The organism is Parageobacillus sp. G301 (genome assembly GCF_030268025.1).
Taxonomy (GTDB): Bacteria; Bacillota; Bacilli; order Bacillales; family Anoxybacillaceae; genus Parageobacillus_B; species Parageobacillus_B toebii.
This window is the reverse complement of the sequence record NZ_BSDB01000002.1, coordinates 786,305-811,395: the sequence shown is the minus strand read 5'-3', so window position 1 is coordinate 811,395 and position 25,091 is coordinate 786,305. Positions and strand designations below refer to the sequence as shown.

Below are 25,091 nucleotides of genomic sequence, written 5' to 3'. Positions count from 1 at the left end.
TATACTAATAATAGAGATAGCACTTTTATCCAAAGGGAGTGGAGAACAATGCCAATGACGTATAAGACGATTGTTGTTGCCATTGATGGTTCCAAAGAAGCGGAATGGGCATTCAAAAAAGCGATACAAATTGCTAAACGTAATAATGCGAAACTCATTCTTTCTCACGTCATTGATTTACGGAGCTTTGCCGCCCCATTTGAATTGTATGACAGCACCGCCGTTAAACGGTCTGAAGAATACGCAAAAGAGCTTTTAAACGGTTACCAACAACAAGCGTTGGACGCTGGATTAAACGATGTGGTCATCGACATTGAATTTGGCTCCCCAAAAGTAAAAATCGCTAAAGATGTAGCGCAAAAATATAAAGCTGATTTGATCATCTGTGGAGCAACAGGATTAAACGCAGTCGAACGCCTGTTAATTGGAAGCGTTTCCGAACATATCACCCGCTATGCGAAGTGCGATGTGCTTGTCGTGCGAACCGAAAAAGAATAAAGAAAAACACTCCGCAGCATCCGCTACGGAGTGTTCACTATTTTTTTGGCTTTTTCCAACGCTTTTCTTACTTCGGAAAAACCTGTTCCGCCCGCGCTATTGCGGCGGTTAACAGCGGTGTATGGCTTAAGCGCTTCATATATATCTTCTTCAAACAACGGTGACGCTTCCTTATAGACATCCAGCGGCAAATCGGCTAAAAATACGCCTTTTTCAATACAAATTAGCACGAGTTTGCCAACAATCTCATGCGCCTCGCGGAATGGTACCCCTTTGTTGGCTAAGTAGTCGGCAAGCTCCGTTGCATTCGAAAAATCTTGTTTTGTCGCTTTTTCCATAACATCGACGTTTACTTTCATCGTTTTAATCATACCAGCGAAGATTTTCAGCGATCCAGTGACCGTTTTCACCGTATCGAACATGCCTTCTTTGTCTTCTTGCATATCTTTGTTGTACGCAAGCGGCGTTCCTTTCATCACTGTCAAAAGCGCTAATAAATTTCCGTATACCCGTCCCGTTTTTCCGCGAATTAATTCTGCCATGTCCGGATTTTTCTTTTGCGGCATAATGCTGCTTCCTGTGGCGAACGCATCGTCAATTTCAATAAATTGAAACTCTTGGCTTGACCAAAGAATAAGCTCCTCGCAAAAACGTGATAAATGCATCATCAGCATGGAGCTGTTGCTTAAAAATTCAATGATAAAATCACGGTCGCTCACCGCATCGATACTGTTTTCGTAGATGCCGTCAAAGCCAAGAAGCTCCGCGGTCAAATGACGGTCAATTGGAAATGTTGTTCCAGCAAGCGCTCCTGCCCCGAGCGGTGATTTATTAATGCGCTTTAATGATTCACGGAATCGCTCGCGGTCGCGTTCAAGCATCCAAAAATACGCAAGCAAATGATGGGCGAACGAAATCGGCTGCGCCCGCTGCAAATGTGTATATCCCGGTACAATTGTTTCCACGTGCTCCTCCGCTTTTTCGACAAGCACCTTTTGCAATTCTTGAATAAGCGCGATGATTTCCGTTACGCGTTTGCGCAAATATAAATGCATATCGGTTGCCACTTGGTCGTTGCGGCTTCTTCCTGTGTGCAGTTTCCCACCGACAGGGCCAATTTCATCAATAAGCATTTTTTCAATATTTAAATGAATATCCTCGTAGGCAACAGAAAATTCGAGCTTGCCTTGTTTCGCTTTTTCTAACAGTGTAAACAGTCCGGCCTTGATTTTCTCCACATCCTCACTTGACAAAATTCCGCATTTGCCAAGCATCGTTACATGAGCAATGCTGCCCTCTATGTCTTCTTCGACTAACTCTTGGTCGAATGGGATCGACGCGCCAAACTCGTCGACCCACTCTTCCGCTGTTTTCTTAAAACGTCCTCCCCAAAGCTTTTTCACACGTTCACCTTCTTTTGATTGTTGACGATGCTGTATACTTTCGTTGGCAATCCATACAAGGAAATAAAGCCAACGGCCGCTTGATGATCAAATTGGTCATCCGCCGTATATGTCGCAAGCTTTTCGTCGTATAAGGAGAACTCTGATTTGCGCCCTTCGATAATCGCATGCCCTTTAAACAGCTTCACACGCACCACGCCGGTTACGTTCTTTTGCGTTTCTTTTAAGAAAGCGACAAGCGCGTCTTTAATTGGTGAGAACCACAAACCGTTGTAAATGACTTCCGCTAATTTTTGCTCGATAATCGGTTTAAAATGCGCTACTTCCTTTACAAGTGTTAAGTCTTCTAATTCTTTATGCGCCTTAATTAACGTCATCGCTCCAGGACATTCATACACTTCGCGCGATTTAATGCCGACTAGGCGGTTTTCGACATGGTCGATGCGTCCAACCCCATGTTTTCCGGCAATGGCGTTTAACTCTAAAATTAGCGAAGCGAGCGAATACGGCTTGCCGTTTAATGTCTTCGGCACGCCTTGTTCAAAACCGATTTCAATGATTTCCGGCACATCCGGTGTATTCTCCAACGCTGCCGTTAATTCGTATGCTTCTTCCGGCGGAGCCGCCCAAGGGTCTTCTAAAATACCGCACTCGTTGCTTCTGCCCCATAAGTTTTGGTCAATCGAAAACGGACTGTCTAGATCGACTGGAATCGGAATGCCATGTTTTTTCGCATACTCGATTTCCTCTTCACGCGACCAGCTCCATTCGCGAACCGGCGCGATCACTTCCAAATTTGGATTTAGCGCTTTAATGGATACTTCAAAGCGAACTTGGTCGTTTCCTTTTCCTGTACATCCGTGCGCAACAGCAACCGCCCCTTCCAATTCCGCAATTTCCACTAATTTTTTCGCAATAAGCGGGCGCGATAAGGCGGAGACAAGCGGATATTTTCCTTCATAAAGCGCATGTGCCTGCAATGCAATAAGCGCATATTCATCAGCAAATTCTTCCTTGACATCAATAACATATGACTTAATCGCTCCGACTTTTAACGCTTTTTCTTTCACGAAATCAAGATCTTTTCCTTCTCCAAGGTCTAAACAGCAAGCGATGACATCATAACCTCGCTCTTGCAACCATTTAATCGCAACAGATGTATCTAAACCACCGGAATACGCCAGCACAAGTTTCGGATTCGTCATATTGTATTCCCCTTCCCTTTCACATAAATATACTTGTACATAAATAAATATTCACGAAGTATATTATCACTTTATCAGTTTTTATAAGGTTTTTCAATAGTTATTCATGAAAAAGTATAAAAATACTGAAAGTTGGTTCTTTCTGTTCTTTTTTATAAAATAGAAAATAAGGGAAAGCGAGGGAGAAGCATGGAGCAATATTTCATTTATGATCAACGTCTTGGCATTCCATTGCCGAAACTTGAAAAAGACTGGGAGGATTATAGCGAAGACGAACAACACGCAATTTTGCTGCGATGGGAAAATATTCGTGGAACCATTCCCGACCGTATTGCCGAATTAGAAAAAATTATTAACGAAAAACAAGATCAGTTGAGTGATGAAAACGATTTTGAGCGCTCATGCCGGTTAAATTCGGAAATAGCCGAACTCGCCTCGATCATCAACGATTTATGGATTTGGTATCGGATGAATCAAACGGTATCGATGCGCGCTCATCAATAAAAACAATGAAGGAGCGAAAAGATGTCGGAAAAATGCTCCTTCTTTTTTTGCCTCTGGATACAATATACTATTTTTGTTTTTCAATAATATATTGAATATTTTTTCTTTTGCAATTATTATTGATATTGATTCTACCTTTTACAACAGTGGAGGGGTATAAATGCCAAATAAAACGTCCCATTCTTCATTAACCACTTCTTTTTCTTGGGAGACCGTGTTTCAACATTACGACTGGAATCCACGTGAACGTTTCAATGTCGCTCATGAAGTATGTGACCGCTATGCAGAAGATCCAACTCGCATTGCTCTGTTTTACGAAAACCATTTAGGCGAAAAGCGAGCCATCACCTATCGAGAATTGCGGGATTGGTCGAACCAAATGGCGAATGTATTTCACAAACTTGGAGTAAAAAGAGGAGATAGAGTTTGCGCTCTTCTGCCTAAAAATCCTGCTCTGGTCGTTTATATTTTAGCTGCTTGGAAAGTTGGCGCGGTTTATGTTCCATTATTTACAGCGTTTGGTCCACAGGCGATTGAATATCGGATTAATCATTCTGAAGCAAAAGTGATTTTGACGAATAAAGAACAACGTTCAAAATTACCTCCAAGAGAAAAAATGCCAACATTAGAGCATATTTTTGTCATTGATGAAACAAATAACCATAACGATTTATCATTTTGGGAAACGCTTTCAAAAGAGTCTGTCGATCATCAGACCGAAGAAACAACTGTGGATGATTTACTAGCTATCCAATACACATCCGGATCGACGGGAATGCCTAAAGGAGCCATGTGGTCGCACAACTTGCTCATTAACATATATCCTTATATGCGATACGCCGTCGATTTACGGGATGATGATGTATTTTTAGGAGGAGCCGATCCGGGATGGGCTTACGGGCTGATCTTTTGCACATTTGCGCCAATGTGCTTTGGCGTGCCAATCGTCTTTTACGAAGGACCGTTTAAACCAGAAACGTACTATTCTCTTATGGAAAAATATAACGTAACGAATTTCGCTTACGCACCGACCGCTTATCGCGCGATGGTCGCAGCAGGAGCAGAATTAATCAATAAATACAATATCCGCGTGCGGGCAATGAGTTCCGCGGGAGAACCGCTTAATCCGGAAGTGATCCGCTTTTTCCAAAAACATTTAGGGGTTACTGTCCACGACCAATATGGGCTATCGGAAACGTTAATGCTGATCGGCAATTTCAACGCGGTTGACATGGAGATACGCCCTGGTTCGATGGGATGGGTGCTGCCGGGATTTGAAGTCGCGCTGCTCAGCGAAGAAGGCGTTCCGGTAGAGGACGGAAATGTTGGACAAATTGCTTTTAACACGAATTCCATTCCAAACGTGTTCAAAGGTTATTGGAAAGATCCTGAAAAAACGGCTGAGAGATTAGTAGGAAGCTGGTTCCTCACTGGAGACTTGGCAACGAAAGACGCTGACGGATACTTTTGGTTCCAAGGCAGGGCCGATGACATCATCTCTAGTGCCGGATATCGCATCGGGCCTTTTGAAATAGAGAGCTGTCTCATCGAACATCCAGCGGTAGTGGAAGCAGCGGCTGTTGGAAAACCAGACCCGCTAAAAGGGGAAATCGTCAAAGCCTTCGTCGTATTGGCGGATGGATTTACTCCATCAGACGAACTAGCGCAAGAATTATCATTATTCGTGAAAAATCGTTTATCAAAACACGAATACCCTCGCGAAGTGGAATTCGTAACGGAACTGCCTAAGACGCCTAGCGGCAAAATTCAGCGATTTATCCTTCGCAATCAAGAAGTTGAAAAACAAAAAAACACCTAATCAGGCAAAAAAGTGTCCGATTCCTTAAACGGACACTTTTTGCTTTCATCGTAAATCTTTTCTTATTTCCCGCACCACATGGCCAAGCTCCGGCAAAATCAATTTTGTCATCGCAAGGCGTACCGCTCCCGACGACCCTGGGGTGGAAAAAATTGCTGTATCGTTTGCTACACCGGCAATCGCCCGCGATAATATCGCCGCTGAACCGATATCTTCCGTGTAGCTTAACATGCGAAACAACTCTCCAAAGCCAACGATTTCTTTTTCGATGATTTCTTTTACTGTTTCAATGGTCACATCCCGCTTAGCGATGCCGGTGCCGCCGTTTGTTAGCACCACATCGATATTTGTCTGTTCGCATCCGCGCAAAATCGCCTCGCGAATCGCTTCTTTTTCATCTTTTACGATTTCATAACTGACAACTTCATGACCAGCTTCTTTTAATAAATCCATCATTAATTTTCCGCTCTTATCCGTGTCTTTTGTCCTTGTGTCACTAATCGTAATGACTTTACAGCGGACGATGTGCGGTGCTTCTTTTTTATGTTCCGTAACGCTCATATCGATCACCTATTTGATTAAAATTTTTTATAAAAAAGCAGCCTTCTTTCATAAAAGGCTGCTTTTATTCCATATTAACCAATATTCGCCAATCTGACAACATCCCGCGCAATCATGACTTCTTCGTTCGTCGGGATGACTAACACTTTTACCGGGGAGTGTGGATAGCTAATGAACGCCTCTTTGCCGCGCACTTTATTTAATGCAGGATCCCAGTATACTCCCATAAATTCAAGGCCGCGCAAGACTTTCGCACGGATTACTTCACTGTTTTCGCCAATTCCAGCCGTGAAAATGATCGCATCTACACCGCACATGCGCGCCGCATAAGAACCGATATATTTATGAATGCGATTAGCAAATACTTCAAGCGCTAGCTCAGCACGTTTATTTCCTTCTGCCGCAGCTTTTTCAAGGTCGCGCAAATCGCTAGAAAGACCGGAAATTCCAAGCATTCCGCTTTTCTTATTTAATACTTCAAGCACTTCATCCGCAGTCATTCCCGTTTTTTGCATAATGTAAGGGATAAGGGCTGGGTCAATGTTCCCTGAACGCGTTCCCATTGCCACACCAGCGAGCGGCGTAAAGCCCATGGACGTATCGATCGATTTTCCTCCTTCTACTGCCGCGATGCTGGCACCATTTCCAAGATGGCAAGAAATGAGGCGAAGCTGTTCAATCGGGCGGCCAAGCAATTCGGCAGCACGTTGTGTTACATACTTATGAGACGTACCATGGAACCCGTATTTGCGAATGCCAAATTTCGTATAGTACTCATATGGAAGGCTGTATAAAAACGACTGCTCCGGCATCGTTTGATGAAAAGCCGTATCAAACACCGCCACGGCAGGCACATTTGGCAATACTTCTTGAAATGCTTTAATACCGATGATGTTTGCCGGATTATGAAGCGGAGCAAGCTCAGATACTTCTTCAATTTGCTTTAATACTTCATCAGTAATCAGCACGGAATCACTGAATTTCTCCCCGCCATGCACAACGCGATGACCGATTCCGTCAATTTCTTCAAACGAACGAATAATACCGTGGCTGATTAGCTTGTCAAGCAACATTTTCACAGCTACCGAATGGTTTGGAATCGCTGTCACTTCTTGGATTTTTTCATCGTTGACCGTAATTGTAAAAATCGCATCGTCAAAACCGATTCGTTCCACGATTCCTTTCGTTAGCACCGTTTCGCTCGGCATCTCAAATAATTGAAACTTTAAGGATGAACTACCCGCGTTAATCGCTAAAATTTTGGACATATTTCAAACAACTCCTTTAATTTATCGCTATCGTTATTTTGTTCGATTTTTAATTATTTCACTATACTTTTTCATTGTATGATTGTTGATCCTCCCTTTCAAGCAAATTATTTGTGATAATTCGGTGACAAGCTTATGTTTTTATCTTCCGAAAATAAGAATAATTACTATATTCCGAAAATAAAAACAGTCCCCGAGACAATCGGGAACTGTTTTACTTTCCTTTTTCTTCTGTAACCCATTCATCGATTTTTCTCATCATCGCCTGCATCGCCTGTTTGTTCGAAAAACGAGGAAGTTCCACTAATAGCGCTTTTTTCGGTGCTTTTACGTTTTCCCCTTTCTTTTGCAAAATAAAAATGCTTTTTGCTGCCTTTTCTGTTTTGAACATTGATAGCGGTAGTTGCAACAATCCTTGAATAACCGCATGTTCTTTAATAAATTCATGCAATTTTGCCGCCTGGTCACTTGAAAATAATGTATTTGGAATTAAGAAAAACAAGTAGCCGCCTTCCTTTGTATAATACAAGCTTTGCTCAATGAACAAATGGTGGGCGTATGAATGTCCTTCTTCCGCCTTTAATACAAAGCGAGAAGCATTTTCTTTATGCGGATAATAACCGACAGGCAAATCGCACACGACTACATCGGCAAGCTCTACAAATAGCGGCTGCAGCCCATCTTGATTAAAAAGCTGAATCGCGTGTTTTTGCAAATTCGCGTTCACATATGCCAGCTTGATTAATACATCGTCCACATCCACACCGTAACTTTTCGTTTGCTTCCCTTTAAGATGGTTAAGCACCGTTGTCAGCAAATTCGCGGTACCGACGGCAGGATCAAGAATGGTAAGCGCCAGATGTTTGCGAGTAAATTGATTGACTAAATAGCTTATAAATAAACTAACCGCATCCGGGGTCATTTGATGATGCGGTTGTGTATATTCCTTCATTCCTTTTAACACCGCAAGCTGAAACGCTTTTCTTATTTCTTCATTCGTAAACCGTTCGAGTTGAATGTCGGCATATTGTTTTTTGAGACGTTTCGCGTTGACTTCGCTCACTTCTTCTTGAAGAACATCGCCGTGAAACACATTTTCTCCCGTTTCCGCCACCGCTTCTAAATAGGTGCATTGTAATTCATCTTGCAAAATTTTGGCTGTTTCATCAAATAATGTAAACAAACGTTCTACTGGAGTTACCATTGTTCCTCCACCTTTCCGTAAGTGTCCAATATTTTATTGTACGATGTGCACAATCCAATAGCAAGAAGGATAAACGAACATTTGCCGATCGCAAGCCTGTGTCGATAAAATAGGAAAGACCTCGAACAAGTCGAGGTCTTTTCGGTTATTTTGCTGCTTTTGCCGCTTCGATGGCCGCTTCGTAGTTCGGATGATTTGTTACTTCCGGCACATATTCCACATATGTTACAATATCGTTGCTGTCAATGACAAACACCGCGCGTGCCAGTAAACGCAATTCTTTAATCAGCACGCCGTACGCTTGCCCAAAGGAAACATCGCGATGGTCAGAAAGAACTTGTACGTTTTCCACACCTGCCGCCCCGCACCAGCGTTTTTGCGCAAACGGCAAATCAACGCTAATCGTCAATACTTTCACATTATCCAATTTTGCTGCTTCTTCATTAAACCGGCGTGTTTGCGCATCACAAACACCTGTATCCAGCGACGGAACAACACTGATCAAGCGGACGTGGCCTTTCGTATCAGCGAGCGTGACTTCCGATAAATCGTTAGCCAATACTTTAAAATCAGGTGCTTTGTCTCCCACTTTCACTTCATTACCAACTAATGTTACCGGTTGTCCTTTAAATGTGACTTGCGCCATTGGTCTTCCCCCTTAAAATATGTACTACTGTCATCATAAAGGGAATACCAAAAAATTTCAATGGTTTCGACTTATCAAATATCAAAATCGTGTTTTTCTGTTGGCGAATCCTTTTTATTTTTCTTTAACATCTCTTGAATTTTCTCAATCGCCTGCGGTGCCACATCCAATATCTTTTCATATAAATGAGTGCTTTCGTCAAGATGAAGCAGTTTTACTCCCGAAGAGTTAACGATCAAAAAGGCAATAGGCGTAATGGAAACACCGCCGCCGCTTCCGCCGCCAAATGGATGCTCACTAGCCTGTTGTTGACTAGCGCCATTGCCATTGCCATCCATCATAAATTCACTACCACCCGCCGCAAATCCAAAACCTAATTTGGAAACCGTTAAAATGATACTTCCGTCTGGCGTTTCGACCGGATCACCGATAATTGTATTGACATCAATCATTTGTTTTAAATTTTCCATCGCTGTTGTCATAAGCCCTTGAATTGGATGATTGCTCATGCAATATTCCTCCTAGTAGCTTTCATTTGTTTGCTGGGTGACAAATGTTTTTATTTCTGACAAATGATAGTCACGCCAATATTTCACAACTCGTATTCCTGCTAACATAGCATGCCCGATTCGAAAATGAATCATACATACGAATTTCGTTTCGGAAATTGCTTCATGAAAAGATGGAGTAATCATTAAACAAGGTGACGTTTGTAGTTTCATATATTTGCTAAATAATGCAACCAAACTATATTTCAACGACCATCCTAATCCGACGATCATCCCTGTTGCCGCTGCATCTCCTGTTCCGATTTTCGTCTGCCATTCGAATTTCGTAATGGATATATGACGAAGGAATTTTTTTATAATTGCATTCAGTCGTACGACATGTCTGGCAAACTCCTTTGCTTTCTGAAAGCTATCGATAATATCCTCTAGCGTATACTTGCTTCGTTTTGGCTTGCTTTCGGAAATATTTTTTACCGTTTTGTTATGAACAATGACGATACCTGGCGACTCTGTTTCTATTTTTACTAATGGTATATGTATCGTATATCGAATAATCCCAAATAATGTTCGAAACGTAATTTTCCATTCATCATCATCTTGTGCATGTTGAAAAAGAATTGTAATCGACAACTTCATCACCGATAAAACAAAAATCAATAGAAAAAGAGCGACAACTATACTTACCGCAATTTTCAACATCAGCACTCCCCTTCAACATACCATTGTCACCATGTGCGTAAAAAAATAAACCTGCCAATATGACAGGTTTATTCATGAATGACAAGTGTATCAGCAAACTGGTCGTGCATCCCTTTTTTCTTTTCTGAAAAAGCGACAAAAAGAAATCCGATAAACAAAATCGTTTTCGCAATAAACTTCCCGATCACTTCACGAAATAACACGGTCGTCCATGTTAACGGCTTTCCAGACTCATCAATCACTTTTAATCCAAACACCATTTTTCCTAACGTTTGTTGAAAGAATTTTGTCATCAATACAAAATATGCATAAAATGTCAAGGTCGTAGCAATCGTCGCTGGCGCAAACATATTCGTCCGATCAACAGAAATATCCAGCAGATGAAAGAACGGAAAAATAAGCAAACGGTTTAAACTGGCGACAACAAGCAAATCGAGCAAATATGCCCAAAATCGCATCCAAAACCCAGCATATCGTACATGAGAAGATACATATGTTTCATTTCTTGCCTCTACAGAAACTGGCAGATACTCTTCGGTCATTTTTCCACTTCCTTTATTCAGCATATAAATACATTAAGCGCGGTGAAGAAGGTTTAGAAAGCAATTTTATTAATTCGGTTGCTTCATGCTTTGGCGTTACATTTCGATTGAACGCTATTTGAAATAAGGAGCCAAACGAAAATTCATTCGTATATTTCACCACTTGCGCGTCCGACAAATGATGGTCTTTTTTTAATGCGGCGATCGTATCATCCAAATAACCAAATTCGTCAATCAAATGCAATTGTTTTGCCTGTCTTCCATCATAAATTCGTCCATCTGCAATTTTTCGAACTTCGCTTTCCGGAAGATGTCTGCCTTCGGAAATCACTTTCACAAATCCCTCATAAGAATTTTGAATTAGTTGCTGCAATATTTTCTTTTCTTCTTCCGTCATTTCCCTTGTCGGATTCATAATGTCTTTATACGGTCCGCTTTTGATCGTGACAAGCTTTACTCCATACTTTTTGGCAAGTCCTTCATAGTTTAAACTTTGCATAATCACCCCCAGCGAACCGGTAATCGTTTCAGGACTTGCGAAAATTTTATCCCCTGCCGTCGAAATGTAGTAGCCTCCCGAAGCTGCCATCGATCCCATTGAAACGTAAATTGGTTTCTTCGTTTCTTTTTTTAGTTCCAGCAGTTGGTCGTGAATCTCCGCGCTTTCCACGACGCCGCCCCCAGGTGAATTTACTCTTAATACAATTGCTTTTACCGTATCGTCATTTTTTGCTTGCTCAATCATTCGCAAAAATGATTGATGATCATATCCTGCTGCAGCAAATAGCGACCCCGTATCTTCTACATCTTGAATGACTCCATTTACTTCAAGAACAACGATTTTTTGCAATTCATCGCCATCTTCAAGAACCTCTTCGCTGAACTCATTCTCCGCTAATGCAAGCCAATTTCCCGACCATTTTTCCGCATCGCTTGTTAACAGTGTAGTAATAACGTTTACTAAGGCGGAAAAAACAAATAATACAACAGCAATCAATAACGCGATCCATCGCTTTCGATTCATCATTCTTCCCCCTATGAAAACAACTATTTTTAGATTTCGTGTAAAAGTGTTACACTAAATTATGTATACTTCACTTATTGTACCATAATTACCAATTGACTAAAATATGACAACGGGACAATGGGAGGGTTTTAAATGGCAGACGAGCGCAATCATCTTTATTTTTTTTATAAGCGTGATGAACAACTGATGAAACGAGTAGAACCACTGATCACGCTTGCAAAACAAGGTCCGTTTGTGGTAGTCGATGATCATAAAAAAGCGAATATCATCGTCAGTATCGGGGACGATGGCTCGTTTTTACAAGCAGTGCGTCAAACGGGATTTCGCAACGATTGTTTATATGTCGGGATTTCCACACTTCCGTCACGCGGGTTTTACTGCGACTTTCAAATTGATGACATCGATCATATGGCAGAAGCAATAAAAAATTTACAGCTGGAAGTAAGAAAATATCCAATTATTCAAGTTACCATTGATGACACCGCTTCATTTTTCTGTTTAAACGAATGTTCCATTCGCTCGCAAATTATTAAAACATTAACGATGGACGTATTTATTGACGACCTGCACTTTGAAACGTTTCGTGGAGATGGAATCATCATTTCGACACCGACAGGAAGTACGGCATATAATAAATCGGTAAACGGCGCTGTGGTTGATCCGCTTCTTCCTTGCTTTCAAGTAAGCGAATTAGCTTCACTCAATAATAACCGTTACCGGACGCTCGGTTCATCGTTTATTTTAAGCGGAGAGCGAAAATTAACTTTAAAAATGTCCGATGAAACAAGCCATTTTCCAATCATTGGTTTAGATAATGAAGCATTAAGCATACAACATATCGAAAAAATTGATGTCATCTTAAGCGACAGAGTGATTAAAACCGTCCGTTTAAAAGACAATTCTTTCTGGGACAAAGTAAAACGAGTGTTTTTATAAGAAAATTCTCTTCGGAAGTAAACCGTTCTTCGCCCGCTGGGATGTTCTTGCTTTTGTTGTGATTTAGCTTTTTGATAAGACGAGTCAGTCTGGAGACAATCTTTCGTCCACAATGCCGTTTAAGAGCAAAAAAGGACTGTTTCCTGTTTGAAACAGTCCTTTTTTTACTTTTTTATTGCTGCTTCGCAAGGCGCATCTCGCGTTCGCGCAGCTCCACGCGACGGATTTTTCCTGACGGCGTTTTCGGCAAATCATCGACAAATTCAATTTTACGCGGGTATTTATACGGTGCGGTCAGCTGTTTGACATGCTCCTGCAGCTGTGGAATCAGCGCCGGATCATTTTTATCTACTCCTTCGCGAAGAACAACAAACGCTTTCACAACATAACCGCGTATTTCATCTGGACTAGCGACGACAGCACACTCTTTTACCGCAGGGTGCTTGACAAGGGCGTCTTCTACTTCAAACGGTCCGATTGTATAACCGGAGCTAATGATAATATCATCTCCACGCCCTTCAAACCAAAAATACCCATCTTCATCTTTTCTCGCTTTATCCCCTGTAATATAATAATCACCGCGGAATTGCATCGCCGTTCTTTCCGGATCTTTATAGTAATATTTAAACAGCGTTGGAGTGTTGACGTGGACGGCGATATCGCCAACTTCGCCGACGGCGCAAGGTTCCCCGTTTTCGTTGATAATCTCAACGATGTTTCCCGGCGTCGGTTTGCCCATGGAGCCTGGTTTGATCTTCATACCTTTCATAACGCCGACAAGCAATGTATTTTCCGTTTGTCCATATCCATCCCGGACTTGAATGTTGAAATATTTTTCAAACGTATCAATCACTTCCCTGTTAAGCGGCTCTCCGGCTGATACGGCGCTGCGGAGATGCGGAAGCTTATAATCGCCGATATTTGGCACTTTTGCCATTAGCCGATACTCCGTCGGCGTGCAGCAAAGCACATTTACTTCGTACTTGCTTAAAAGCTGTAAATATTTTTCTGGATCAAACCGGCCATAATACACAAACCCAGTGGCGCCTGAACCGAGCGTCGATAAAAACGGGCTCCAAATCCATTTTTGCCATCCTGGACCGGCAGTCGCCCAGACAAGATCGTTTTCTTCGATGCATAACCAATTTTTCGCAGCGATGCGCAAATGCGCATACCCCCACCCGTGCGAATGAACGACCCCTTTCGGATTTCCGGTCGTTCCCGATGTATAAGATAAAAACGCCATATCATCACGGGATGTGTCAGCCGCAACAAGCTCATCGCTTTCTGCCTTCATCGCTTCCTCTAAATTGATCCAACCGCTCGGTTTCGTCTTTCCGACAACGAATTTCATAATATGGTCAATGTTTTCGATCGGTTCAAATTGATCCACATATGGCTCATACGCAATAATCGCTTTTACCTCACCATGGGAAATACGGTATTGCAGATCTTTTGTGCGGAGCATTTCCGAACTCGGAATGACTACCAGCCCCGCTTTTAACGTTCCTAAATATACTTCATACGCTTCAATTAAGCGAGGCACCATAACAAGCACTTTATCCCCTTTTTCAAGCCCACGTTTTAATAAAGAGCTTCCAATTTGATTGGCGTGTTTGATTAAATCGCCATATGTAATTTCCCGTGTTTCCCCTTGTTCATTTTCCCATTTTAAAGCAAGCTTATCCGGATTAGCCACCGCATGTTTTTCGATCTCAAACGTTAAATTATAGCGTTCCGGCGCGATGAAATCTTCCCTCTTCATTTTCTCCAACTCCCCTTTACAATATGATAGGTGCCAATTTAGCGCATGCTACCTACATTATACAAAATAATTTATATATTTTGAATATTTTTAAAAAATAATAAAAGGCGGGATAAACCCGCCTTCGTAGCCATATATATTCAATTAAAATTGTTGTTGAGTACCGCCTAATTGTTGTTGCGCCATAGCAACAAGGCGTTTTGTGATTTCTCCCCCAACAGAACCGTTAGCGCGAGAAGTAGTATCAGCGCCTAATTTTACGCCAAATTCTTGAGCGATTTCGTATTTCATTTGTTCAAGAGCTTGTTGTGCTCCTGGAACAAGCAATTGATTCGAATTGTTGTTGCGTGCCATATGTTTTCACCTCCTTGTACCTATAGAATGTGTGAAAACATATGGCTTCATGCATTTATCTCATTGGTAAATTTTGAGATTTAGAATAACTGTTCAAACTCATCTTCCGTTGCGGAATGTTCGTCGATGACCATCGTTTCCGTATTTGCGATCGCCTTCTCTATTAACGGTTGTAAATCAACAAAACTTTCATAATGAACCACTTTTTCTTTTTTTGGTTTTGTTTTTGGCGATCTTGGCGTAAAAATGGTACAACAATCTTCATATGGAAGAATCGAAATATCGTGTGTGTCAATTTTTTTAGCAATGTCGATAATTTCTATTTTATCCATCGATACAAGCGGCCGCAAAATCGGCGTTGTGGTGACATCATTAATGACAAACATGCTTTCTAGAGTTTGGCTGGCAACTTGTCCAAGGCTTTCCCCTGTCACAATCGCAAGTGCTCGATGCCGCTGACGCAATGCATCAGTAATTTTTAGCATTGCTCTTCTTGTTGAAATAAGCGAGTATTCGTTTGGCACTTGTGTATAAATGGCTTGCTGCACTTCTGTAAAAGGAACGATGTGAAGTTTTATTTTTCCTCCGTACGTCGTTAATTTTTTCACTAAATCAATCACTTTTTGTTTTGCACGATCGCTTGTAAACGGCGGACTAAAAAAGTGAACCGCTTCTATTTCCAATCCGCGCTTCATTGCCAAATACCCGGCAACTGGGCTATCGATTCCACCGGAAAGCATGAGCATTGCTTTTCCGCTCGATCCCACCGGCAAGCCTCCGGGACCTGGAATATCGTGACACGTGATATACGTGCCTTCTTGGCGAACTTCCACGCGGACATCGATATCAGGATCATGTACATTTACCGTTAACCCATCTGTATTGCGCAAAATATGAGCGCCAATTTCATAATTTAACTCGCTGCTTCCATATGGAAATTGCTTGTCCACTCTTCGCGCGCTTATTTTAAACGTTTTTCCTTCATGAGGAAGCTGCTTAACAGCTGCCAATGCTGTTTCTTTTATTTCGTTCAATTCATTATGACATTTCATTGCTAAACTAAATGAATGAATGCCAAATACATTTTTTAATTTGTCAATAATCGGTTCATGTGGTTCTCCGTTTAGTAAAATGTACATGCGATCACGCATATATTCGATTTTAATATTCGGAAATGCATGAAGTTTTTTAGCGACATTATCTTTTAAACGGCGAACAAACAAGTTTCGGTTTCGACCTTTTGTCGTCATTTCTCCATAGCGAATTAAAATACGGTCATATTTCATAGCAATTACCTCGTTACCTCTCTTAATTTTTCGATTGCCTTTTTCATCACGGCGATAGCAATCGGGATTTCTTCGAGCGTATTTTCAAAGGAAAGGCTAATGCGAATGCCGCTTTCCGCCCGTTTGTCCTCCATTCCCATCGCCAGTAATGTTTTACTTGGCGCCTTCTTTTTCGAAGAACACGCCGATGTAGTGGAAACAAAAATATCATTTTTTTCCAATTCATGAACAAACACTTCCGGTTTAATGCCATCTAACGAAAAGTTAATAATATGCGGGGCGGAATGTTCTAATGGCGTATTTATTTGAATAAAGGGAATCTCTTTTAATTCATTGAGCCAAGCTTGCTTGACTTCAAGTAAATAACCGATTTGTTTGTCGTATTTTTCTAGCGACATCCGCAACGCTTTTGCCATTGCTACAATTGCCGGAACATTTTCGGTCCCAGAACGGAGCTGCATTTCCTGTCCTCCGCCCGCTAACAACGGCGAAAGCTGAATTCCTTGGCGAACGTATAAAATTCCCGCACCACGCAGCCCATGAAACTTATGAGCCGACATTGTACATAAATCAATATGCGCTTTTTTCATATCAAGCGGTACTTTACTAATTCCTTGCACTCGGTCGACATGGAAAATCGTTTTTGGATAGCGCGAAAGCAGCTCACCAATCTCTTCTACAGGTTGAATAGCGCCAACTTCATTATTGACATGCATAATCGAAACGAGAATCGTATCATCACGCAGCGCTTTTTTTACTTGCTCAACTGTAACGACACCATTTTCATTCACCGGCAAATATGTCACTTCAAATCCTAATTGTTCCAATTGATGGCAAGTCTCTGATACAGATGGATGCTCAATCGCCGTCGTGATAATATGTTTGCCACGATGGCGATATTGAAAGGCAACTCCTTTTATGGCAAAATTATTTGCTTCCGTTCCTCCAGATGTAAAAATAATTTCGCTCGGTTTTACTTGCAATAACGCGGCAATTTGTTCACGAGCTTGCGTTAATAGCCGTTCCGCTTTCATTCCTAATTCGTGAAGAGAGGACGGATTTCCGAAATGCTTTGTAGCCACAGTGACAAATGAATCCACCACTTCAGGAAACGGTTTTGTTGTTGCGCTGTTATCTAAATAGATCATTACGTCCATCCTCCGATTATCGTTAACAAATTATACACTAGTAAGTAATTATAATAAAGAAAGCCGTTAAACATCAACCGAAACATATTATACTTACATTATTCGCAAAAAAACCGATAAATATCTCTATATATCCAGTGATATTTATCGGTCTTGCGAATCGTTTATTCTTCCTTGGAACGTTCATCACGAAAAATTTGTTGAATGCGTTGAAGCGCGCCAGGCTCCACTTTTTCTAAAGCCGCTACCGCTTGCTCTAGCGCCTGTTCATAATCGTAATGGCGAAATAGAAATTCGGCTTCTTCCAATCCTTCTTTTACACTAGGATAGCGACTGCGGTAACGGTTTCCATATTGAATCACTTTTTCGACAAGAGATGCTTGCTCAATCATTTCCACTGTCCGTTCATATACGCGCTGAACCATGTTTCCGGATTCCTCCAACGCTTGATGGACAGCAGACATATTAAGCGGTTTTTCCTCTAAACGCACCGCGACTTTCATCAAACTATCTTTTGCTTCTGACAATTGCAATTCGTAAGATTTTGGAAGCCCTGGCAACCGGCTTTTTTGCACAAGCCGCATTGCTTCCGATAGCTTTTTCCTCATCTCATCTAGTTTTCCGCGGGCAACTAGCTCGTCTTTTCGCAATGTTTGCAACATCTTGCGAAACTCCTCATGCTCTTCTTTCATCATTTCTATTTGCGCCAACAGCTGCTCTAATTCTTCTTTTAAAAGCGAATGAGCGGTTTTCGCTTCTAAAATGCGGGCTTGAATGATTTCAAAACGCTTCATTAACTGATGGATTTGTTTTTCAATGCTGCGATATTTTTCAAGATCTTTTGTCGATAACCGATAGCTTTGCTGTACAAACAATGTTTCTTCACTTGTTTCTTTCGCTTCTTCGTTGAGCTCGTTCAACATTTCTTCAATACGAGACATTTCTGTTTTTATGTAGTGATGGGAAATTACTTCTTTTTCCAATAAATCGTATAATGTATCAATCTCTTCTTTTATTTCATTAATCCCTTGTTTTGCTTCTTCTACTCGCAAATCGCCAATCATTTGCATACACTGTTCAATTTTTTCCCGCTTTTGCACTATTTCCCGATCTATTTGTAAATGATCAAGGATATAGCCTTCCTGCTTCATTTCTTTATATCCATCGTAAAGCTCTTCCAGCTGGGCTGGAATCGTTGTTTGACACTCTGTTAATAATTCTGGAATATGGCTCATCATCTCTGTAACTTCGTTTAGTTCCCCTTTTAATGAAAGAACGATTTCCCGCGCAGCCAAGTAGTTTCCTGATGCTGTTAATTCTTCAAACTGTTTAAATTTTGATTCGATCTCTTCTAATTTTTCATCTAGCTTTGCCGCTGCAACTCCGAACGTATACCGATAAGCCAACAACGTTTTTTTCGCTTCACGATACATTGTTCTTAACTCTTCTATTTCAGTACGGTTTTGCTCCTCGCTGCCGATCAATTCATGCACTTCATCAATAATGAGTTGAACTTCCTCTTCCGCTTGACGCAACAGCTGATCGATTTCACGCAACACCGCTTTTGCTTTTGCATAACGATATTTATCAAGCAATTCTTCTGTATCAAATAATTTTTCTTCCACGTCAGGCAACTTAACAGCTACGAGATCGTCCCACTTTTGCCGCCACTTCTCAAACAATTGTTCTGTTTCTCCCGTCATATTCAATTGTTTTACTTTCGAAAGCTCATCGGGCACCGGTCGATTCATAATCGAAATTTTCCACGCTTCCAGTCGATCAATTTCGCTATACATTTTTTTTCGATACACATGATTATATATCATTACTCCGCCAAGAAGGAGTAGAACGATAACTGCGATTTCCATCAAGAAATAGCCCCCTTGCACCCGAGTTAGTCACAAAAGAAAATGAGGTTAACCGAGAAGGCAAAAATTTGCGTAATGTTTTTTCAATGTTTTTATGATACCATGTTAACGACATTTTTTGACCAAATTTTTTATTTTTTTCACAGAAATCTTCATTTTTCTTATATTAAGGAAGGAGTGAGTCATTTTGCGTGACGGGCACATCCATACCCCGTTTTGTCCGCACGGAAGCGGCGATTCACTAGAACAATACGTTGAACGGGCCATTATGCTTGGCTATAAAGAAATTTCTTTTACAGAGCATGCCCCGCTTCCGGAAGGATTTACCGATCCGACCCCATATCAAGATAGCGCAATGTCTCGCGAACAAATCGATCATTATTTCGCATCATTAACCGATTTGAAAGCACGTTATCAAAATGATATTATCATCCACATCGGTCTTGAAGTCGATTTTATTCTCGGTTTCGAAGAAAAAACAGCACGATTTTTAGAAGATGTCGGATCGTTGTTAGATGACGGCATTTTATCTGTACATTTTCTCTATTGCAAAGGACAGTACGTCTGTATCGATTACAGCTCTGAAATGTTCGCCGATATCGTAACATTATTCGGCTCGATCGACAATGTGTACAAAGCGTATTACGATACAGTTTTGCAATCGATTCGCGCAAATCTTGGCCCGTATAAACCGAAACGCATTGGCCATATGACGCTTATCCATAAATTTCAAAAACGCTTTCCTTGTTCTTCACCGATGACGGAACCGCTGTTACGGATTCTTGATGAAATAAAACTCCGCGATTATGAGCTTGACTATAACGGTGCAGGTGCTAGGAAACCGCTTTGTTTGCAGCCGTATCCGCCAAACTGGGTAATCCGCGAGGCAATGAAGCGAAACATCCGTATTATATATGGTTCAGACGCACATAGTGCAAACGATTTACATCAAGGAACGGACGTTATGCTAAAAGAGGCGTTTTTCGATTGACAAAGTTTCTATAACCACCATAGAATATCCTCATATGGATAAAGGAGGCGGAAAAACATTGTTTCATGCTGTCGCTTATAACGGAACACGGGAAGAAAACTACGAACTTGTCATTCAACAGTTGCGTGCGTTAATTGAAGGAGAATCAAACTTCATCGCTAATTTAGCCAACGCTTCCGCTTTATTAAATCATTTTTTCGAACAAATCAATTGGGTTGGTTTCTACTTAACGGAAAACGATGAGCTTGTGTTAGGTCCGTTTCAAGGGCTTCCGGCCTGTGTACGCATTCCGTTTGGCAAAGGTGTATGCGGAACCGCCGCAAAAAACAAAAAAACCATCATCGTTCCTGACGTTCATCTGTTTCCAGGGCACATTGCATGTGATGCTGCATCGCAGTCAGAAATTGTCGTACCTATGATAAAAGATGGGAATGTAATCGGTGTACTAGACATTGATAGTCCGATCAAAAATCGTTTTGATGAAACAGATCAAAAATATTTGGAAAAGTTCGTCGATGCCATTATAGCGACATTATAGGATAGAAAACAATACGAGAAGAAAGGAATCCGAATGAACGGATTCCTTTTTACACTTTATATTGACGAACATAATCTTTCACAAAAATACAATTTTTCCCCGTCCTTTTCGCCGCATAAAGCGCCTCATCAGCCCGTTTAAATAAATCTTTCGCTTCTTCGGGGCGATTTTTTTTCCAATACGAAATGCCGCATGAAATCGTTACAGGAGGATGTGTTTCCTTTCTTACTTTTTCAGCAAGACGATGCGCAATCGAAATTCCTACGGCTAATGACACTTTCGGCAAATAGACGGCGAGTTCCTCCCCACCCCAACGAGCACCGATGTCACTAGCACGAATATTGGAACGAATGATATTGGCAACCTGAACGAGCACATGATCCCCGATTTGATGTCCATATGTATCATTTACTTGTTTAAAATTATCAATATCGACTAAAATAAACGTTCCAAATTCATCATGAAGCATCGATGTTTTGATTTGTTCATCTAAATAACGTCTTGTATACAATTTCGTCAAATAGTCCGTAACAACGTGCTTTTCAAGCTCTTCTCTTAACATCGCATTCGTAAATGCGAGGGTGGAATGTTGAATCAGTGACTGCAACAGTTTAAACATTTCAAACGTAAAATGGTATGGTTCGCGATGTAAAACAATCGAAACTCCTTTTAGCTCCCCATTTTGAATCATAGGAGCAGCCATTAGAGAGTGATAGACAGGAACGGAAAGAGAAGCATGAATCTTTGCATCTCCAACAAAGACGATATCCTTTTCCGTTTTCATTTTCTTTTCCACAAATTCAATATACTTTTTGGATTTACAGGATTGAAAAAATGGTGTGCTCCCAGGTAATAGCTTTCGTTTCCTCCCTTCAAACCAGAAAAAACCGACTTCATCCGCACAAAACGATTGCTTAATTTGCTTTACCATAAATTCAATGGCATCTTGAAGACGCAAATTTGCATTCAACTGGTGTATCGTTTCATTAATTAACTGCAAATCCGCAACGAGACGACGGGATTGCTCATACAATTTCGCATTTTCCAACGCGCTTCCCGCCGTATTGGCAAGCAAAGAAATAAAATTGATTTCCTTTTTTGGAAACTCCATAATGTAAGGGGCCATAATTTCAATAACGCCGTAAACGCCTTGCACTCCTTTAATCGGCGCATACAAAACGGAACGACGCAGCGAAATGGAGTCTTCAAACTGAATTCTCCCCGTCAAAAAAGCCTGCATCGCTGCCATATTTTCGTCGCTTTCATCAAAAACAAGCGGTTTGATTGGCAAATGCCCGTGATGCTGATTATCGTGCGACAAAAGCAAATAGTATGTAAAGGACGGATATACTTGCTTAAGAGTGTTAATAATTTCCTCGAGCACATCATCAATCTTCATCGATGAATGAATCTTCGCGGCAAATCGATGAAGCTGTTCATAACGTTTTTCATCGCTAAGCCCTTGGGATATCATCCTGAACCTTCGGAAAAGCGTTGAAAAATCTTGTTTGATTTTTTTTAGCATCTTTCTGCTTATGAAAAGCTGGCGATCATACACTAGCAGCAACATCCCGATTAACTCCTCAGAAAGACGAAGGAAAATTTGCGCGGTTATATATTTTTCATCTTCATGAATTTGTATCGTCTGCTGCTCGTCATCTACCATTGCTTCTATATTGTCAGGCAGGATTTGATGACAGAAAGGAGAGTGACTTTCTTCTGATTTCGTGATTGCTTCCGGATAAAACGATTTATTTAAAGGATCAAACACAAAAAAAGCAGCTTGCTTTATCATAAGCTCCTGTTTGAGTAGTAACAGCAATTCTGTGATCACATTGGAAAAATTCTCATAATCATCATACGCTAAAAACCAATGAAAAAATTTTTGTTTAAAGGCTCCGTATACTTTTTCTTCTTCTAATTTCATCGCCCTTTTCACCTAAACTGATGTTCTCATTCCAGTTAGTTAGAATGGAGTATATACAAAACTTTTCAAAAAATTACATCTTTTATTATATCATATTATCTCGAAATAAGGAAAATAAAAATATTGACTTTGCTCTATAAAAATCATATAATAGCCTTTGTGTAAAATATAGCAGCCTTAGTGCTCACCTTTATGGTTCCATTTTGTTCCTCGATAACGAGGTGTATCGTGTAACTCTTAGCTGCTAGAGCGAGGATACATGAAAACAAAATGGCCATAATTGTTGACGCACGCCTGCTTTTATTTTACCCGAAATAAAAGCAAAAGGAGGAGCATTGAATGGCTCGTTATACAGGTCCAACGTGGAAAATTTCTCGCCGCCTAGGAATCTCCTTAAGCGGTACAGGTAAAGAGTTGCAAAAACGTCCTTACCCACCAGGTCAACATGGTCCAGGTCAACGCAGAAAACTTTCGGAATATGGTCTGCAATTGCAAGAAAAACAAAAACTTCGCCATATGTACGGCGTAAACGAACGTCAATTCCGCAAAACGTTTGAAGAAGCTGGCAAAATGCCTGGTAAACATGGGGAAAACTTTATGATTCTTTTAGAATCACGTTTAGACAACCTTGTTTACCGTTTAGGCTTTGCGCGCACTCGCCGCCAAGCTCGTCAGCTTGTAACGCACGGCCATATTTTAGTTGACGGAAACCGTGTAAACATTCCATCTTACCGTGTGAAACCTGGCCAAACGATTTCTGTTCGCGAAAAATCTCGCAACCTTCAAGTCATTAAAGAAGCATTGGAAGCAAACAACTTTGTTCCTGATTATTTAACATTAGATGCAGACAAAATGGAAGGCACGTATACTCGTTTACCTGAGCGTTCCGAGTTGCCAGCAGAAATTAACGAAGCATTAATCGTTGAGTTCTACTCTCGTTAATGCGCCGCATCCCTTCAGATATGGTTCTGGAGGGATTTTTTCTGTTTTGTGATCATCTCCCAATAAAAAAACCCGGTCTTCCCGGGTTTTTTTATTGGTAGCGAATTAAATAATATTTTTTCTTTCCGCGGCGAATGATGGTAAAACGCCCTTCGATGCGGTTTTCTTTTGTAATCACTGCATTGACGTCTTGTATGCGCTCGCCATTGATGTAAATCGCTCCGTTTGTAATATCTTCCCTCGCCTGCCGTTTCGATGGCACAATCTTCGCCATGACAAGGAGTTCCACTAGCGGAACTTCCTCTCCCTCATATTCAAAAGAAGGAACGTCTTTAAACCCTTGTTCAATTTCCTCGGCTGTTAATTGTGACACACTTCCACTAAAGAGCGCTTCTGAAATGCGAATCGCTTGCTTCAAGGCTTCTTCTCCATGGACAAGTTTCGTCATTTCTTCAGCTAACGCTTTTTGCGCCGCACGCTGTTCCGGAGCTTTCTGCAATTGTTTTTCTAGCTCTTCAATTTCTTCTTTCGATAAGAACGTAAAGTATTTTAAATATTTAATGACATCACGGTCGTCTGTGTTAATCCAAAATTGGTAAAACTCATATGGAGACGTTTTTTCCCGATCAAGCCAAATGGCTCCGCTCTCTGTTTTCCCGAATTTTGTTCCATCTGCTTTGGTAACAAGCGGAACGGTTAATCCAAACGCTTTTGCATCTCCTTCCGTTTTTCGGATTAACTCTAATCCTGCTGTGATATTTCCCCATTGGTCACTGCCGCCAATTTGCAAACGACATTGTTCGTTTTGATAAAGTTTTAAGAAGTCCAATGATTGTAAAATCATATAGCTAAACTCCGTAAACGAAATGCCTGTCTCGATGCGTGATTGCACCGATTCTTTCGCCAGCATGTAGTTTAGCCCGAAATTTTTTCCAACATCGCGCAAAAAAGTAATCACATCAAGCGAACCAATCCAATCATAGTTGTTGGCGATTTTCGCCGGATTTTCTTTCGCGTCAAAATCTAAAAATCTTGACAATTGCTCTTTAATGCGTTCACTCCATTGTTGCACCGTTTCTTTTGCATTTAATGTACGCTCGCTTTTTTTTCCGCTTGGGTCTCCGATTAGCCCGGTCGCACCGCCAACAAGCGCAATTGGACGATGACCAGCTAGCTGAAATCGGCGCAGCGTTAAAATCGGCAATAAATGTCCGATGTGCAAACTGTCCGCCGTAGGGTCAAATCCGGAATATAGCGTCACTTTTTCCTCATTTAGTAATTTCTGAAGCCCTTCCTTATCCGTGACTTGGTTAATTAATCCGCGCCATTCCAACTCTTGCAACAAGTCCATTTGATCCACCCCTTTTTTATTTTTTCATAAAAAAATCGCCCCTTAAACTCTGAAGGGACGATTGACATCGCGGTACCACCCTACTTAGAAAGCATAGCGC

24 protein-coding genes and 1 other annotated feature (1 of these 25 cut by a window edge) are annotated in these 25,091 nt (G+C 41.2%); of the genes, 7 read left to right on the top strand and 17 right to left on the bottom strand.

The window, feature by feature from the left end; genetic code table 11:
- The first annotated feature begins 48 nt into the window (after nt 1–48).
- A complete protein-coding gene (locus QSJ37_RS12845; RefSeq protein WP_285755493.1) occupies nt 49–498 on the top strand; it encodes a universal stress protein in 450 nt (149 codons plus the stop codon).
- Between the two features lie 23 nt (nt 499–521).
- Here the strand turns inward: QSJ37_RS12845 and argH are convergent, their stop codons facing one another.
- Together argH and QSJ37_RS12835 are read right to left on the bottom strand one after the other, a co-directional pair.
- A complete protein-coding gene (gene argH, locus QSJ37_RS12840; protein WP_285755492.1) occupies nt 522–1,901 on the bottom strand; it encodes an argininosuccinate lyase in 1,380 nt (459 codons plus the stop codon).
- Complete coding sequence (locus QSJ37_RS12835; protein ID WP_015864802.1) at nt 1,898–3,106, bottom strand: argininosuccinate synthase; 1,209 nt, start codon at nt 3,104–3,106, stop codon at nt 1,898–1,900. The genes argH and QSJ37_RS12835 overlap by 4 nt, the downstream gene beginning before the upstream one ends.
- A gap of 189 nt (nt 3,107–3,295) precedes the next feature.
- Here QSJ37_RS12835 and QSJ37_RS12830 point away from each other — a divergent pair, with 189 nt between their 5' ends.
- Together QSJ37_RS12830 and QSJ37_RS12825 are read left to right on the top strand one after the other, a co-directional pair.
- Nucleotides 3,296–3,610 (top strand): hypothetical protein, encoded by a 315-nt coding sequence (locus QSJ37_RS12830; RefSeq protein ID WP_015864803.1) that lies wholly within the window; start codon nt 3,296–3,298, stop codon nt 3,608–3,610.
- 160 nt (nt 3,611–3,770) lie between these two features.
- Entirely contained in the window at nt 3,771–5,429 is a 1,659-nt protein-coding gene (locus QSJ37_RS12825; RefSeq protein WP_285755490.1) for an acetate--CoA ligase, read from the top strand.
- Nucleotides 5,430–5,474: 45 nt separating this feature from the next.
- Here the strand turns inward: QSJ37_RS12825 and QSJ37_RS12820 are convergent, their stop codons facing one another.
- From QSJ37_RS12820 to sppA, 8 genes are all read right to left on the bottom strand, one after another.
- Nucleotides 5,475–5,990 (bottom strand): MogA/MoaB family molybdenum cofactor biosynthesis protein, encoded by a 516-nt coding sequence (locus QSJ37_RS12820; RefSeq protein ID WP_285755489.1) that lies wholly within the window; start codon nt 5,988–5,990, stop codon nt 5,475–5,477.
- Nucleotides 5,991–6,064: 74 nt separating this feature from the next.
- On the bottom strand, nt 6,065–7,258 hold the full coding sequence (locus QSJ37_RS12815; RefSeq protein ID WP_285755488.1) for an acetate kinase: 1,194 nt from the start codon (nt 7,256–7,258) through the stop codon (nt 6,065–6,067).
- Between the two features lie 214 nt (nt 7,259–7,472).
- Nucleotides 7,473–8,462 carry a class I SAM-dependent methyltransferase gene (locus QSJ37_RS12810; RefSeq protein WP_285755487.1) on the bottom strand — a complete coding sequence of 330 codons (990 nt, stop codon included), beginning with the start codon at nt 8,460–8,462 and terminating at the stop codon, nt 7,473–7,475.
- Between the two features lie 145 nt (nt 8,463–8,607).
- Nucleotides 8,608–9,108, bottom strand: a complete 501-nt coding sequence (gene tpx / locus QSJ37_RS12805) for a thiol peroxidase (RefSeq protein WP_015864807.1) — start codon at nt 9,106–9,108, stop codon at nt 8,608–8,610.
- Between the two features lie 74 nt (nt 9,109–9,182).
- On the bottom strand, nt 9,183–9,617 hold the full coding sequence (gene ytfJ / locus QSJ37_RS12800) for a GerW family sporulation protein (RefSeq protein ID WP_285755486.1): 435 nt from the start codon (nt 9,615–9,617) through the stop codon (nt 9,183–9,185).
- A gap of 12 nt (nt 9,618–9,629) precedes the next feature.
- Nucleotides 9,630–10,316 (bottom strand): DUF2953 domain-containing protein, encoded by a 687-nt coding sequence (locus QSJ37_RS12795; protein ID WP_285755485.1) that lies wholly within the window; start codon nt 10,314–10,316, stop codon nt 9,630–9,632.
- 68 nt (nt 10,317–10,384) lie between these two features.
- Entirely contained in the window at nt 10,385–10,858 is a 474-nt protein-coding gene (locus tag QSJ37_RS12790) for an RDD family protein (protein WP_285755484.1), read from the bottom strand.
- A gap of 13 nt (nt 10,859–10,871) precedes the next feature.
- A complete protein-coding gene (gene sppA, locus QSJ37_RS12785) occupies nt 10,872–11,882 on the bottom strand; it encodes a signal peptide peptidase SppA (RefSeq protein ID WP_285756123.1) in 1,011 nt (336 codons plus the stop codon).
- Between the two features lie 135 nt (nt 11,883–12,017).
- On the opposite strand from sppA, the gene QSJ37_RS12780 reads away from it, so the two are divergent.
- Nucleotides 12,018–12,821 carry an NAD kinase gene (locus tag QSJ37_RS12780; protein WP_285755482.1) on the top strand — a complete coding sequence of 268 codons (804 nt, stop codon included), beginning with the start codon at nt 12,018–12,020 and terminating at the stop codon, nt 12,819–12,821.
- Between the two features lie 172 nt (nt 12,822–12,993).
- Here QSJ37_RS12780 and mbcS read toward each other — a convergent pair whose 3' ends face one another.
- The 5 genes from mbcS to ezrA form a co-directional block, all read right to left on the bottom strand.
- Entirely contained in the window at nt 12,994–14,586 is a 1,593-nt protein-coding gene (gene mbcS, locus QSJ37_RS12775) for an acyl-CoA synthetase MbcS (RefSeq protein WP_285755481.1), read from the bottom strand.
- Nucleotides 14,587–14,730: 144 nt separating this feature from the next.
- Complete coding sequence (locus QSJ37_RS12770) at nt 14,731–14,940, bottom strand: alpha/beta-type small acid-soluble spore protein (protein ID WP_015864814.1); 210 nt, start codon at nt 14,938–14,940, stop codon at nt 14,731–14,733.
- 80 nt (nt 14,941–15,020) lie between these two features.
- The gene (gene thiI, locus QSJ37_RS12765) at nt 15,021–16,226 is read right to left on the bottom strand and encodes a tRNA uracil 4-sulfurtransferase ThiI (RefSeq protein WP_062679247.1); all 1,206 of its coding nucleotides are present in this window, start codon (nt 16,224–16,226) and stop codon (nt 15,021–15,023) included.
- 5 nt (nt 16,227–16,231) lie between these two features.
- Nucleotides 16,232–17,374 carry a cysteine desulfurase family protein gene (locus QSJ37_RS12760; RefSeq protein WP_285755479.1) on the bottom strand — a complete coding sequence of 381 codons (1,143 nt, stop codon included), beginning with the start codon at nt 17,372–17,374 and terminating at the stop codon, nt 16,232–16,234.
- 164 nt (nt 17,375–17,538) lie between these two features.
- Complete coding sequence (gene ezrA / locus QSJ37_RS12755; RefSeq protein ID WP_285756122.1) at nt 17,539–19,242, bottom strand: septation ring formation regulator EzrA; 1,704 nt, start codon at nt 19,240–19,242, stop codon at nt 17,539–17,541.
- Nucleotides 19,243–19,429: 187 nt separating this feature from the next.
- Here ezrA and hisJ point away from each other — a divergent pair, with 187 nt between their 5' ends.
- On the top strand, nt 19,430–20,233 hold the full coding sequence (gene hisJ / locus QSJ37_RS12750) for a histidinol-phosphatase HisJ (protein WP_285755478.1): 804 nt from the start codon (nt 19,430–19,432) through the stop codon (nt 20,231–20,233).
- Nucleotides 20,234–20,291: 58 nt separating this feature from the next.
- A complete protein-coding gene (locus QSJ37_RS12745) occupies nt 20,292–20,771 on the top strand; it encodes a GAF domain-containing protein (RefSeq protein ID WP_285755477.1) in 480 nt (159 codons plus the stop codon).
- 49 nt (nt 20,772–20,820) lie between these two features.
- On the opposite strand, the gene QSJ37_RS12740 is transcribed toward QSJ37_RS12745, so the two are convergent.
- Nucleotides 20,821–22,698 carry a sensor domain-containing diguanylate cyclase gene (locus tag QSJ37_RS12740; RefSeq protein ID WP_285755475.1) on the bottom strand — a complete coding sequence of 626 codons (1,878 nt, stop codon included), beginning with the start codon at nt 22,696–22,698 and terminating at the stop codon, nt 20,821–20,823.
- Between the two features lie 339 nt (nt 22,699–23,037).
- On the opposite strand from QSJ37_RS12740, the gene rpsD reads away from it, so the two are divergent.
- Nucleotides 23,038–23,640 carry a 30S ribosomal protein S4 gene (gene rpsD, locus QSJ37_RS12735; RefSeq protein ID WP_285755474.1) on the top strand — a complete coding sequence of 201 codons (603 nt, stop codon included), beginning with the start codon at nt 23,038–23,040 and terminating at the stop codon, nt 23,638–23,640.
- 91 nt (nt 23,641–23,731) lie between these two features.
- On the opposite strand, the gene tyrS is transcribed toward rpsD, so the two are convergent.
- The gene (tyrS, locus tag QSJ37_RS12730) at nt 23,732–24,991 is read right to left on the bottom strand and encodes a tyrosine--tRNA ligase (RefSeq protein ID WP_089098020.1); all 1,260 of its coding nucleotides are present in this window, start codon (nt 24,989–24,991) and stop codon (nt 23,732–23,734) included.
- Between the two features lie 50 nt (nt 24,992–25,041).
- Nucleotides 25,042–25,091: a binding site (T-box leader), on the bottom strand; it runs 171 nt beyond the window's last position.